General features: G+C 56.6%; 12 protein-coding genes and 1 pseudogene. 5 read left to right on the top strand and 8 right to left on the bottom strand.

The genetic code is table 11. From position 1 onward, the window contains the following. The 4 genes and pseudogenes from K5905_RS13855 to dctP all read right to left on the bottom strand — a co-directional run. Positions 1–285: pseudogene (locus K5905_RS13855) on the bottom strand (decarboxylase); the annotation flags it as partial. Next, complete coding sequence (locus K5905_RS13860; protein WP_297584836.1) at positions 282–1,598, bottom strand: TRAP transporter large permease; 1,317 nt, start codon at positions 1,596–1,598, stop codon at positions 282–284. The pseudogene K5905_RS13855 and the gene K5905_RS13860, both read right to left, overlap by 4 nt. 4 nt (positions 1,599–1,602) lie before the next feature. Then, positions 1,603–2,145, bottom strand: a complete 543-nt coding sequence (locus K5905_RS13865; protein WP_297584838.1) for a TRAP transporter small permease — start codon at positions 2,143–2,145, stop codon at positions 1,603–1,605. A gap of 82 nt (positions 2,146–2,227) precedes the next feature. Beyond that, positions 2,228–3,214: a TRAP transporter substrate-binding protein DctP gene (dctP, locus tag K5905_RS13870; RefSeq protein ID WP_297584840.1), complete on the bottom strand. Its 987-nt coding sequence runs from the start codon at positions 3,212–3,214 to the stop codon at positions 2,228–2,230. 139 nt (positions 3,215–3,353) lie between these two features. Here dctP and K5905_RS13875 point away from each other — a divergent pair, with 139 nt between their 5' ends. After that, a complete protein-coding gene (locus tag K5905_RS13875; RefSeq protein WP_297584842.1) occupies positions 3,354–4,010 on the top strand; it encodes a GntR family transcriptional regulator in 657 nt (218 codons plus the stop codon). A gap of 200 nt (positions 4,011–4,210) precedes the next feature. Here K5905_RS13875 and K5905_RS13880 read toward each other — a convergent pair whose 3' ends face one another. The 3 genes from K5905_RS13880 to K5905_RS13890 form a co-directional block, all read right to left on the bottom strand. Continuing rightward, positions 4,211–5,545: an MFS transporter gene (locus K5905_RS13880; RefSeq protein ID WP_297584844.1), complete on the bottom strand. Its 1,335-nt coding sequence runs from the start codon at positions 5,543–5,545 to the stop codon at positions 4,211–4,213. A gap of 116 nt (positions 5,546–5,661) precedes the next feature. Then, positions 5,662–6,600: a LysR family transcriptional regulator gene (locus tag K5905_RS13885; RefSeq protein WP_297584847.1), complete on the bottom strand. Its 939-nt coding sequence runs from the start codon at positions 6,598–6,600 to the stop codon at positions 5,662–5,664. Between the two features lie 211 nt (positions 6,601–6,811). After that, positions 6,812–7,615, bottom strand: a complete 804-nt coding sequence (locus K5905_RS13890) for a creatininase family protein (protein ID WP_297584850.1) — start codon at positions 7,613–7,615, stop codon at positions 6,812–6,814. A 169-nt stretch (positions 7,616–7,784) separates the two neighbouring features. Here K5905_RS13890 and K5905_RS13895 point away from each other — a divergent pair, with 169 nt between their 5' ends. The 3 genes from K5905_RS13895 to K5905_RS13905 all read left to right on the top strand — a co-directional run bounded on the left by K5905_RS13895 (position 7,785) and on the right by K5905_RS13905 (position 10,763). Beyond that, on the top strand, positions 7,785–8,792 hold the full coding sequence (locus K5905_RS13895; protein ID WP_297584852.1) for a putative metalloprotease CJM1_0395 family protein: 1,008 nt from the start codon (positions 7,785–7,787) through the stop codon (positions 8,790–8,792). A gap of 158 nt (positions 8,793–8,950) precedes the next feature. Next, complete coding sequence (locus tag K5905_RS13900) at positions 8,951–10,093, top strand: MFS transporter (RefSeq protein WP_297584854.1); 1,143 nt, start codon at positions 8,951–8,953, stop codon at positions 10,091–10,093. Between the two features lie 154 nt (positions 10,094–10,247). Then, positions 10,248–10,763: a MarR family winged helix-turn-helix transcriptional regulator gene (locus K5905_RS13905; RefSeq protein WP_297584856.1), complete on the top strand. Its 516-nt coding sequence runs from the start codon at positions 10,248–10,250 to the stop codon at positions 10,761–10,763. 38 nt (positions 10,764–10,801) lie between these two features. Here K5905_RS13905 and chrA read toward each other — a convergent pair whose 3' ends face one another. After that, the gene (chrA, locus tag K5905_RS13910) at positions 10,802–12,139 is read right to left on the bottom strand and encodes a chromate efflux transporter (RefSeq protein ID WP_297584859.1); all 1,338 of its coding nucleotides are present in this window, start codon (positions 12,137–12,139) and stop codon (positions 10,802–10,804) included. 189 nt (positions 12,140–12,328) lie between these two features. Between chrA and K5905_RS13915 the strand changes: the two genes are divergently transcribed. Then, positions 12,329–12,542 (top strand): hypothetical protein (locus K5905_RS13915; protein WP_297584862.1); only part of this gene is annotated, 214 nt, incomplete at its 3' end.

Consider the following 12,542-nt stretch of genomic DNA (forward strand, 5'->3'; position numbering starts at 1 on the left):
TTTCGAAGGTTCGTGCTCATAGACATCCAACGCCTTGCGTATCGTGACCGGATCAATGCTCAGGGAGGTTGCAATGCTTTGGAAAAACGCGAGTTTGCGCTCATCATCCAGAAGATCGAAACCGCTCAGGATGTTCTGAGCGAGGGCCAGTCCTGAGGTTTCGCCCGCCGAGCCGACAAGATCACCGGCCAGCTCGTCCAGCGGCCGGTTGTCCTGCCATTTTCTGGCAGGTTGCCTGTAGCGCCGTTCAAAAACCGTCGAAAGCAGATCGGCCAGCAGGGTCATATCGCGCTCCCCATGATGACATCGGGCAGCCACGTGGCAAGTTCGGGAAACAGGCACAACAGGACGATTGCCAGAACCATGCAGCCGACAAAGGGCAGCGAACCGGTCAAAATGGTCTTCAGCGATATGTCCGGAGCGATGCCGTTGATGACATAGAGATTGAGCCCGACTGGTGGTGAGATCAGACCGATTTCCATGTTGATTGTCAGCACGACTGCGAACCAGATGGGGTCGAAACCCGCCGTGGTGATGATTGGCAGAAGGATCGGGGCGGCCATCAGGATGACCGCGACCGGCGGCAGGAAAAAGCCCGCGATCAGAAGGAAGATGTTGACCGCACCCATCAGGACCCAGCGGTTCACATCCAGCGTGCCGATCCATTCCGCAATCGACTGGGTGATGAACAGCGAACTGAGCATGTAGGAAAAGACACCGGCCGCAGCGATGATGAACAGGATCATCACCGATTCCTTGGTGCTGTCACGCAGGACGAGCCAGATCGCCTGGGGCTGCCACAATTTGTAGATGATGACCGCGATCATGAGACAGAGCAGCGCGCCGACGGCGGCAGTTTCCGAAGGCGTGGCAATACCGCCATACATGGCGTAGAGCACGCCAAGAATGATGGCGAGGAACGGTAGCACGCGCGGCAGGATCTCGAACCGCTGTGCCCAACTGTAGGAACCGGAGCTCAGGCGTGCGCCATCGCCCGACTTCCAGGTCGAATAGAGCGACCATGCCATGAACAGGCCGACCAGCAGCAGGCCGGGGATCACACCTGCCAGGAACAAACGGCCGATGGAGGTCTCGGTTGCGATGCCGTAAACGATCATCGTGACTGAGGGCGGAATGAGGATGCCGAGGGTGCCTCCGGCTGCGATGGACCCGGCTGCGACACCGTCCGGATAGCCGCGTTTGCGCATCTCGGGAATGCCCATCTTGCCGATGGCGGCGCAGGTTGCAGGTGAAGAGCCGGACATGGCGGCAAACAGCGCACAGGCGCCCAGGTTCGACACGACAAGGCCGCCGGGCACCCTGGTCAGCCAGCGTTCCAGAGCTTCGTAAAGATCAGCACCGGCCCGCGTCGAGGCGATGGAAGCGCCCATGATGATGAACATCGGGATCGACAGCAGGGCAAAGTTGTCGAGTTTGCCGAAAAAGATCTCCGGCATCAGTTCAAGCGACCGGGGACCATCGAAAATGATCAGAAATCCTGCCGAAACGATCAGCAGGCCGATGGCAACGGACACGCCGGAAAAGAGGACCAGGATGGTTGCGAAGGCAACAATCGCGCCAAGAAGGAGAGGATCCATCAGGTTACTCCAGACCGAAGGGTTTATCTGTGCCGGTGACAATGGCTACGAGATCCGCGATGAGCTGCAGCAGCAGCAGGCCGAAGCCGACAGGGATGGAGAGGTAGGGGATCCACAGGCGCACGCCCCAGACCGTGTCGGATCGCCAGCCGCGGTCCCAGGCAAAATGCCAGTACTCAAAGCCGTACCAGAGCATCACCGAGATGATCGCGATCGAGAGCAGGGAAGTGACGATTGCCAGGAAAAATCTTGCTTTCGGGGCCAACGAGATCGGGATGAGATCCACATTCACATGACCGCGCAGCCGCTGAACATACGGCAGGCCAACCAGTGTTGCTGCGATAACCAGATAGACGACGGCCTCGGTCTGCCAGACCGTGGAACCGTTCAGCACAAAGCGAATGATTATCATCTGGCAGGTGATGGCGACAGCGGCAACAATCATGCCGGCAGAACACCAACCGGCCAGAGTTGAGATGGAAGCAATGGTGCGAAGGAACGGATTGTTTCCCGTGCGAGCGACAACAGCAGTGCTATGGCCGGCCATAACCGTCTCCCTTGAAGGTCTTTCGAAATGAAAAGGACGGGGCAGCGGTCAGCTGCCCCGAAACCGGTTCGCTAAGGGCCGGTCAGTTTACAGCCAGCGCCTTGTCGAGAAGATCCTGTCCGTCCGGCACTTCCTCCACGAATTTCTTGTAGGAGGTTTCCATCGCCAGTTTGCGCCAGGCTTCGAAATCTTCCGGGCTCATCTCCGCGATTTCGACACCGGCTTCGGCAAAGACCTGAGCCGATGCAGCATCCTGCTTCTTTGCCTCTTCCAGATAGTAGGCTTCGGCCTTTTCCGCAGCTGCAAGAAGTGCTTTCTGCTGGTCTTCGTTCAGACCTTCGAATGTCGATTTGTTCATCAGGAGCGGTTGATACATGAACCACAGGGCCACATCGCCCGCCGGTGTGTAACATTTGACCTGCTCGTAGATGCGATAGGACACGAAGGACGACGAAGATGTGTTTGCGGCCTGCAGGACACCTGTCTGCATCGCGTTGTAGATTTCAGAAGACGCCATGGATGCGATGGAGGCTCCAGCTCCGGCAAGCATCTGTTCAAACGACTTCCCGGCGGCGCGGGTTTGAAGACCTTTCACATCTTCGGGGCTGGTGATGCACTTTTCGGTTCCGGCAAAACCACCTGCAAGGTAACCGTGAACCAGAACCATGACGTCGTCATCAGCCATCTTGGCTTCCAGCGCTTCCATGAATGGGGAGCTGCTGAGACGGGCGGCGTGGTCATGGTTTTTCACGAGACCCGGCATCAGGGTGAGATTGTATGCCGGCTGCTGCCCGCCGGCATAGCTCAGCGGAAAGACAGTCATGTCGAGTTGACCGCGGCTTAGCGGCTTGTATTGCTCGCGGGGTTTGAAGAGTGATTTTGAACCGAAAATCTTGATGTCCAGATCGACATCGGCTGCTGCAACTTCGTCAGCAACGATTTGTGCAACCTGATGACGGATATCCTTGTTGGACCATTGGTGCGACAAACGCAATTCCGTCGCGTTGGCAACCGTACCTGCGCAGGTGATGGCGAGCGCGGCCACCGCGCCTTTCAAAACAGCTTTCATTATTTCCTCCCGAAGTCTCCTCCCCAGTCGTCCTGGGGGGATATCTCACAGTACGGCTTTTTTGTATTTTAAGTCAACATTCTTGTATACAAAATTATCAAGATTGCGTTTCAGTGGTGTTCCCGGTACAAATAGGCGCATGGAACAACGTCGTGCAGACAACATTGCGGAAGCGCTAGAAGAACAGATTTTCAGCGGCGTCTATATGGATGGCGATCGCCTGGACGAGGTTCGTCTGGCGGAGCAATTCGGAGTGTCCAGAACACCACTCCGTGAAGCATTTCAGAGGCTTGCACTCTCCGGGCTCGTTGAACTGATCCCGCGCCGGGGAGCCTTTGTCCGGCAGCCGGGGCCGATTGAACTCATTGAAATGTTCGAGGTGATGGCCGAGCTCGAGGCCGCCTGCGGCCGGCTTGCGGCCATGCGCATTTCAGAGGGTGCCCTTGAGGATCTTCGCGAGGCGAATGCCAAGTGCCAGGCTGCGGTTGATGCCCAGGATACGGACACATATTACGTTGAAAACGAGCGATTTCACAAAACCATCTACCGGCAGTCGGGAAACGGATTTCTTGCGCAGGAAGCGCTCAAACTGCATAAGCGGCTGAAACCGTTTCGCCGCCAGCAGTTGAAATTCCGGGGGCGCATGGCGCAGTCGATGGCCGAACATGAGGCCGTGGTGGACGCGTTGGCGCATGGGGAACCCGAAGCCGCAGCAAGGGCTCTTCGTGACCACGTTGCCGTTCAGGGGGAAAAATTCCACAACCTGATGGCCAGCCTGAAACCGGCAGCGGAATGAGGTCGTTTGCTTCCGGTTTGTTCAGCCTTTGAACAGGTCGAGGCTTGCAAACAGAATTATGAAGCAGCCTGCAAGGCCATCCAGCAGCCGGCAAATAGTGGAAATTGTGGATTTTTCGCGGGCCCTGGCGGTCGGCAGCACTTATGCGCCGCCGCCGAGAAATGCACCTACCATCGCACTCTTTCTTATAAGGCCGTAATCTAAGGTCGCCCGTCGGGCCACGAGGCGTGCAGATTGTCGATAACGAAGAGATGCGCATGGCGCTTGCCGGAGGCGTTTGCGAGGTGAGGATGATCACGCGGCAGGTCCGGATGATCGTGGACAAGAACGGATTTTTCTCCGGCTGGCCAGAATATCATTGCAGCGACAACGCCAACACAGGCGATCAAGGCGAGTGCAATAACTGTTCCGGTCAAACCGGCAACGCTGCCGAGCCAGCCGGCAAGCGGATAGGTGATCAGCCAGCAGCCATGTGACAGTGCGAATTGCGCGGCAAAGACCATTGGGCGGTCTGCTGCTTGCGCCGAATTGCGCAGCAACCGGCCCGAGGGGACCAGAGCGGCAGATGTTGCAAGCCCCATAAGGAACCAGATCACGAGGAGAGAAGGCCAGAGCTGTGCCTTCGGTGTTGCGTAAACCAGTCCGGCAAAGGCGATGAGGCAGAGCGGCAAGGAAGCGGCAGCAGAAAGCATGATTGTCCGGTCGCCGATTGACGACAGCAGGCGCGGTAGCACGACGGCCATGATCATCGAGCCCCCGCCATATGAAGCCATCGCCAAGGCAAGATCCGCATCCGCGAGGCCCAGATACGATTTGACGATGACAACCGTGTTGACGATGACCATCGCGCCGGATGCCGCAATTGCAAGGTTCAATGACAGGAGCCCGCGCAGACGGGGCGTGCGCAGATAGATCTTCATGCCTTTCAAGATACGTTTGAGGGGAGGTTCGCTCACCCCGACGTTGGGCGACGGCAAGGTAACCGTCAGCACCAGAATTGCTGAAACCAGAAATCCGGTGACAGTGCCGCTGAACAGCCAATGAAAGCCGACAAGACCAATGAGTGCGGCTGCGATCATCGGACTCAGGAGATTTTCCAGGTCATAAGCCATGCGCGACAGCGACAGGGCATTTGTGTAGTCGCCTTCGTCGGGAAGAATGTCAGGGATGGTTGCCTGAAACGCCGGCGTGAACGCGGCGGAAGCCGACTGCAGCAGCGCAATCAGAACATAGATTTGCCAGACGGCATCAACAAATGGCAAGGCGACCGCAATACAAGCGCGCACCAGGTCCAGAACAACAAGATAGGACCGACGCGGAAAGCGCGACGCAAACCCGGCGGCAACCGGAGACAGGGTCACATAGACAATCATCTTGATTGCCAGTGCAGTGCCAAGCACGGCTCCTGCGTCAGCGCCTGCAAGATCATATGCAAGCAGAGCCAGGGCCACCGTCATCAAACCTGTGCCGAACAGGGCGATCACCTGGGCAGAGAAGAGATGCCGGTAAGTCCGGTGTGAGAGAACAGAAAGCATGGATCAGGTGTGGCTTGAAGCTATTTTCGGCAACGCATCGTTTGATAGCACCTCTGCTCTCCAGCGACTACAACGGCTTCGTAAGTGCGATGTTGTTGCGCATTCAGTACTTTTCTTCAGGCACCTGAGCTGACCATTGCGGAGCGGATTGAAGCCAGTTCCTTGGATAGAAAATCGCAAAAATCCTTGGCAACGATGGAACTCGGCCGGTGGGTTGGCGTCAGGATGGAAAGAGCGTTCTGAATGCGGGGCCGGAACGGACGAAACACGATCGATGGCGGGCCAATGCCGAGGCGACCGGCTTCCTGTGCCTTGTAGGCTGTGATCATGTCGCATACGAGCGCACAATGACCGGCTTCGACAAACCTCAGTCCCGGATATGCCGAGCGTAATTCGAAACGCTGATTGAAGCGGGCTCCGGCATCCCGAAACCGATCCAATGTCTGCTTGTGACTGCGGTGCTCCGACTGAAGCAGGGCAAGCGGATAGCCGTCGAGTTCGGCAGGTGTAATGACCTCTCTTGAGGCAAGGGCATCGGTTGCCGGCACAGCGCACATGCATTCAAGGTCGAAATCGATCTGGTCGAAAGAATTGCGGGACCGGGGTGTCTCTGAAAAGCCGATGTCGAACTGCCGGGCTGCAATAAGTTCCTCAATTTCAGAGGGGATATGGCTGATAAGTGCAACTTTTACGCTTGGTTTGTCCGCGACAAAGCGGGACAGGCTGTCCGGTAGAAACTGGACGCCGGCTTCCGGAATGCAGGCGATGCGCAGCTGTCCGTGTTCCCTGTTGGCGAGGCCGCGTAATGTGCGTTTTGAAATTTCCAGTCGCCGCAGAATGGCTTCGGCTTCTTCGAGAAAAAACGCGGCTTCGGGCGTGGGGACGAGCCGCCCCTGTTCACGCATGAACAGCTTCAGCTCAAGTTCGTTTTCGAGCCCGGAAATTGTCGAGCTGACTGCCGGTTGGGTTCTGCCAAGTTTCCGGGCTGCTTCCGAAATGGATCCACTCCGCATTACCTCGCGAAAAGTCGCCAGTTGCCGAATTGATAAATTCATAACGGAGCCGCTCTCCAGAAAATATATTAAATAATGTGTTCCCTATTTCGTTTTTGGTCAACAGGTCTAAATAAAAGTATTTGATTTTGGAGAATAAAATCACCTCAGTTCAAATTGTCATAAGGTGAAATCTATTTAGTCGGGTAAGGAAAATTTCCAGAGAGTGTAGCTGTGTCGGGAATTGTCTTTCGCGTTCGGAAAATCAGTTGCGTCAACCTTCTTCATGCCAAAGACGGTCAAGGTTGTAGGAGTCAATGTCCCGAAGCAATTCTATGAAGCCTCGGGAAGCATGATCCAGAGACTGACGTCCCTTTTCGGCAGTTGCCAGAACCGCGTTGCCCAGGGCGCCCTTTGGGTTCAGGTCCTGGGCTTTCCAGCCGAATTGCGCCTTGCCATGTCCGCGCAGATGCTTGAATTCGCGCAAGAACCGCTGCTGTTCGGAAGTGAAATCTTCAGCGAGATCCATGCGGACCAGATCCGGGCGAAGGTGCAGCATCAAAGAGGTTTCGATATCACCTCCATGAATGCCGTAGGAAAATTCCTCCTCGGGAAAAAGGCCCTCCGGTTGGCCAAACCGCAACCAGTTTGTTGCCGTGACGAACATGTCGTGTTTGACCCGAAGCTCCCGCGCGACAATGTCGAGAATCGGCACGTTCCCGCCGTGGGAGTTGATGAGCACCATTTTCCGAATGCCCGCACGCCGAACGCTTTCGCCGATTTCCAGCCAGCAACGGGTAACGACATCCCAGGACAGGGTGAGAGTTCCGGGAGAAGAAATGTGTTCGTCGGATTTTCCAACCGCCTGAACAGGGAGAAACGTGACGGGAAGGTCCTGCGGCATCAGCTCGACGGAGCGTTTGATCTGGCCCTCGGCAATTGTTGTGTCGGTGCTGAGCGGCAGATGAGGTCCATGCTGTTCAATTGCCGCCACGGGCAGAACCGCAATCCAGCTTTCACGGGAAGGATCCTGGAATTCCGTTGTCGTCATTTCGTGCCAGAAGCGCTTGGGCAGCATTGCTCGGTCCTGTCCTGAAAACTGTTACAGCTTTTTTGCTTTGCACAGCGCAGCCGGAGAGGCAAGCCGAGCAACAAGCCGCTTGCTGCAAGCGTGATCACGAACAAATGATAGGGTTCTCTTAACCTCGTTTAGAATTTGCTGACTCCTCCGGCGGAAACTCCTGGCCATGATCGGCGCGCTCTTGTCCAACACGCCGGCGAACCTTTTGAAGGGCAACGGTATCGCCGGTGAACCGGAACCTGGTTCGGGAGTTTCCTCTTCCGACCGGGACGGAAGAGGTGCGAGCGAAAGCAGGGCCAGCTCTCGGCAGGCTGCAGCGCGCGCCAGGGCTACGCCGGTCCTGACACCAGAGGCGGTTCTGGCGCTGCAGGAGGCCGATCAATCCGATACGTCTGCAAGCCGGAGTTCGAACGAGACAGCCGATACGGAAGACAGCGCTGGTGAAAGCCGGGGCACGCCAGAGAGCAAGGCTGCTGAAGGTGGCGCAGCAGATCCGGAACCTGTACAGGCAGGCACGAATTCGCAAGGCGCAGCGGGCAGCGGTGAAAAGGAAGAGGACGCTGATGGCGACGGCCTGAACGAGGCGGAGGAAAAACAGGTCAAGGAGCTCGCCAAGCGGGACCGTGAAGTCCGGGCACATGAGCAGGCGCATGCGCGTGTTGGTGGCCCCTATGCAGGTGCTCCAAGTTACACTTTCCAGCAAGGCCCGGATGGCAAGCGCTACGCTGTTGGGGGGGAAGTGAAGATCGATACCGCAAAGGAGCGGACGCCGGAGCAGACAATCCGGAAAATGCAAATCGTTATCCGAGCTGCCACCGCCCCGGCAGAGCCTTCTTCGCAGGACATGAAGGTTGCGCAGCAGGCGCGCTCGCAAATGACCGAGGCGCAAGCAGAGCTCCGCAAGCAAAAATCGGAGGAGCTGAAAGGCGGCGAGGCCGAGGGCGCAAATTCCAGTTCCTCAGGTGGCAATGTAAACGCGGAGGCCAAGTCCAAGACCGAGAGCGCGAGCGAACAAGACAGCGCGGGTGTTTTGAGCCCGGAATTGCCTGCCGATGACCAGGAAGACAAGACCAAAGCCGGGTCTAGAGAAAACTCCGACGCAATTGCGGCTTATCAAGGTGCTTTGCAGCAAGTGATCGATGCCCAGAATGTCTTCAACGCGCTGGTCGTGTGATTGCCCTTCTTTAACCGACTGCACAGGGACGAAGACATTGTTGCGACACGCTCGGGGCGGTGTTTTGGATGGGCACGACAGCACTTGTGAAAGCGCCGAATGCGTGACACAAGAGCATTCTCCTCGGGCATCGTTGCGCCCGGAATTCAGGTCAGATCATGCAAGCTATTGCCGCGCGCCGAGTCGTTTCGGCGATCTTTTTCATGTGCGGAACCTTCATCGGGTTGTGGGCGTCACGCATCCCGGACATCAAGGCCGCCACCGGTTTGAATGAAAGCGGTTTCGGCTTGCTTTTGCTTGTGATGGCATGCGGTGCCTTCACAGCCTTTCCGTTTACCGGTGCCTGGGTCGATCGGCTTGGCGCTGCACCAGTTGCCAAATTCCTCGCCGTCGCGACCGTGATCAGTTTCCTGCTGGTCGGCATTGCACTGAACATACCGGTGTTGACCATCGCACTTTTCCTGGCCGGGCTTTCCTTCGGTGGGCTGGACGTTTCCATGAATGGCTGGGGTGCTGAAGTTGAGGCGGGTCTGGGTCGGCCGGTCATGTCGTCCTTTCATGGCCTCTACAGCCTGGGTGCGGGATTGGCGGCGGCCGCAGGCGGGTTTGCCATCGAGATCGGATTGACCGTTTCGGAGCATTTCAGCTACTGGACACTTCTGTCGGCACCTTTTCTGGTCTGGTTCTACCGGCAGGCCTGGCCGCGGGCAGATACCGAGGCAAAGAACAGGCGCAAAGCACCGCTGTTTGCCATGCCCAAAGGCGCTCTGGTATTTGTCGGGCTTATGGCTCTGGTTGCTGCGCTTGGTGAAGGCGCTGTTACAGACTGGGCAGCGCTCTATCAAATAGCAGATCTTGGATATGCGGACTCGATCGCACCGACCGCCTTTACCGTCTTTTCTGTTGCAATGGTGATCATGCGACTGGCCGGCGATCAGGTAATTGCCCGCTTTGGTCCTGTGCCGGTTGCACGGATGAGTGGCGTTGTCGCCCTGCTGGGATGCCTGCTTTTTGTTTCCGGCGTGAATATCTGGGCGGTCTGGGCGGGCTGTTTTATCATGGGGCTCGGCTATGCCGTGATTTTCCCGCTTGCCATGTCCAGAGCCGCCGGTGATCCGCACATGTCAAAGGGCGTGGCACTCGCCTCGGTGGCGACGTTGGGCTACGGGGCGTTTTTGCTGGGACCGCCATTGCTTGGTTTCATCGGTGATTTTCTGTCCCTCAGAGCTTCGTTCGCAGTTGTCGCTCTGCTGACATTGGCTTTGCCTTTTCTGGCTGGTGCCTTGAGGGTGAAGGTCTGAGTTTTTGCTCCGACCGTTTGCTGCATGCCGGGAAGCAGGTGCGAAAAGAAAAATCATGTCATGAACTGTCATTTGACGGTTAAATAACTCCGCTAGGGTTCCGCCGCATGAATGATGAATGTGATTCGGATTGATTTAGGAGCGGGTAGGGGCGATGGCTTTTAACTACAAAAAGAGCATTACTTTCCGACTGGTTCAGGCTGCAAAAGCACAACGGGCCCGTTCCGGGGCACACTTGATGCGGATCGGATTGCACCCCGGTCAGGAACTGGTTTTGAAAGTGCTGGCGGATGGTGATGGCCGGACAATGAGTCAACTTGCGCTGGCTCTTGGAGTTCAACCACCAACGGTTACCAAGATGGTTACCCGACTTTCCAGTCAGGGCTATGTCAATCGGCGGGTATCGGACAGTGACGGCCGACTTGCCCGTGTCTATCTGACCGAAAAGGGGCAGAACCTCGTGACGTCGGTCGACAAGGCCTGGAAACGCCTGGAGCGCGAAGCCATGTCCGGCCTTGACGACAAGGACCGCAAGAAGCTTCGGAAGTTGCTTCGGCAGGTCGAGAAAAATCTCTCGATTTCGGTTGACGACGATCCGGAACACGAAGCTGATCTTGAAGATGAAGCCGCCGAAGCGACCGGCAAAGAAAAAGAACTTTCAGCGGCCTGATTTCACTCACGATGTGCGTTCCGGCCTTGGAAATATGGTCAATTCACAAGGGTCTGGGCGACCAATCCGAGCATAGCTGTCGTACCTAGAACGGTTGCCATTCCACGTTTCGCACCGAAGGCCAGCAGCGCCGCGAGAATGGCGATCCCAGCCAGAACGGGATCAAGGCTTGTGAATTCAGGCCAGAGAACTTTAAAAGCCCCCATCTTGAGTGTTTCCGTTTCGGCGAACAGAACGTTAATCGCAAACCATATGGCGAGGTTCAGGATTGTTCCTGCAACGGCTGCGGTGATCGCGGAAAGGGCTTTTGCCAGTTTTTTGTTGCCACGCAGTCTCTCCATCCAGGGTGCTCCTGCCAGTACGAACAGGAAGCTCGGGGTGAAGGTGACCCAGGTCGTCATTGCCGCAGCCAAGATGGCGGCCATGGGCGCGGAGAAGGGGCCCGGATCGCGCCAGCCGCCAAGGAAGCCGACAAATTGCGTCACCAGAATGAGGGGACCGGGTGTTGTTTCCGCCAATCCCAGGCCATCGAGCATTTCACCGGCACTGAGCCAGGATTTGGTTTCCACCGCAACCTGGGCCATGTAGCTCAAAAGCGCATAAGCGCCACCGAAACTGACAACTGCCAGTAACGAGAAGAACTCGGCGACTTCAACAAGCACGTTTCCCGGTGCCAGGAGCCAAGCGGCAAGCAGCGGTGGACCTCCCCAAATCAAAACGCCTGCCAGAAGGGTTCTGACCGTTCCGGCGAATGTCGCACGGGCAACATGGTCCGCGGGTTCGTCCGGTTCGGTATTTGGAGCATTGGAAAAAGCAAGACCCACAATGGCGGCGCCGACAATGACCAGAGGAAACGGCACCGAGAAGAAAAACAGCGCACAAAACGACAGGCCGCAGATCAGCCACGAGAGCCGGGTCTTCAGCGCCTTTTTACCTATGCGAGCCAGCGCCTGAAGCACGATGGCGAGTACGCCAGCCTTTACGCCGTAGAAGACCGCCGAAATAAGGGAAGTTTCGCCATATGCGGCATAAATGAAGCTGACAATACCCATGGCGAAGGCGCCGGGCAGGATGAACAGCAAACCGGCAATCAGACCGCCAAGCGTGCGACCGCTTAACCAGCCGCAATATGTGGCAAGCTGCTGGGCTTCCGGTCCCGGCAACAGCATGCAGTAGTTCAATGCGTGCAGAAATCTGTCCTCGGACAGCCATTTCCGGTTTTCGACAAACTCCTGATGCATGACGGAAATCTGTGCCGCCGGCCCGCCAAAGGACAATAGACCGACTTTCAGGGATACCCGGGTGATTTCAGACAGGGACGGGCGTAATCTATCGCGTGCCGTATCTGCGTCAGCCGAAGGATTGGGTGCTTGCATCGAAAAACTGCTTTCAAAAGATCCCGCTTCCTACGTGGTCTTTATGAATGCTGCAAGACACAACTATTGGCAAAGTGTTCGTCGGTACTGAACACCCAAATTCAAAGATTACAAAACGCTCATTTGTAATCCCGTATGCTGCTTACTACCTTTTTTGACATCCCAGACAGATGGATGGAGATGTTTGAGATGGTTGCTAGATATCAGACGATTAATGAGGAACGTGGTGCCCAAAAGGCTGCAGATTTGCGCCGCCGGTTCCGGCGCGCATCCAGGATTTCCAGCGGCCGTCCGCAATTCGGAATGTGGCCGTCGCCCAGACAGAAGGACTGGAGCCAGGACAGGTCACGTCAGGCACAATTCAGGGAATTTGTGATCTGGAGTGCCATGGCCGCGATCGTCG

It is taken from the genome of Roseibium sp. (assembly GCF_025698965.1).
Taxonomy (GTDB): domain Bacteria; phylum Pseudomonadota; class Alphaproteobacteria; order Rhizobiales; family Stappiaceae; genus Roseibium.

Coding starts and splice junctions, on each gene's coding strand:
- K5905_RS13860 (WP_297584836.1), bottom strand. CDS start 1,598: ATGGATCCTCTCCTTCTTGGCGCGATTGTTGCCTTCGCAACCATCCTG.
- K5905_RS13865 (WP_297584838.1), bottom strand. CDS start 2,145: ATGGCCGGCCATAGCACTGCTGTTGTCGCTCGCACGGGAAACAATCCG.
- dctP (WP_297584840.1), bottom strand. CDS start 3,214: ATGAAAGCTGTTTTGAAAGGCGCGGTGGCCGCGCTCGCCATCACCTGC.
- K5905_RS13875 (WP_297584842.1), top strand. CDS start 3,354: ATGGAACAACGTCGTGCAGACAACATTGCGGAAGCGCTAGAAGAACAG.
- K5905_RS13880 (WP_297584844.1), bottom strand. CDS start 5,545: ATGCTTTCTGTTCTCTCACACCGGACTTACCGGCATCTCTTCTCTGCC.
- K5905_RS13885 (WP_297584847.1), bottom strand. CDS start 6,600: ATGAATTTATCAATTCGGCAACTGGCGACTTTTCGCGAGGTAATGCGG.
- K5905_RS13890 (WP_297584850.1), bottom strand. CDS start 7,615: ATGCTGCCCAAGCGCTTCTGGCACGAAATGACGACAACGGAATTCCAG.
- K5905_RS13895 (WP_297584852.1), top strand. CDS start 7,785: ATGATCGGCGCGCTCTTGTCCAACACGCCGGCGAACCTTTTGAAGGGC.
- K5905_RS13900 (WP_297584854.1), top strand. CDS start 8,951: ATGCAAGCTATTGCCGCGCGCCGAGTCGTTTCGGCGATCTTTTTCATG.
- K5905_RS13905 (WP_297584856.1), top strand. CDS start 10,248: ATGGCTTTTAACTACAAAAAGAGCATTACTTTCCGACTGGTTCAGGCT.
- chrA (WP_297584859.1), bottom strand. CDS start 12,139: ATGCAAGCACCCAATCCTTCGGCTGACGCAGATACGGCACGCGATAGA.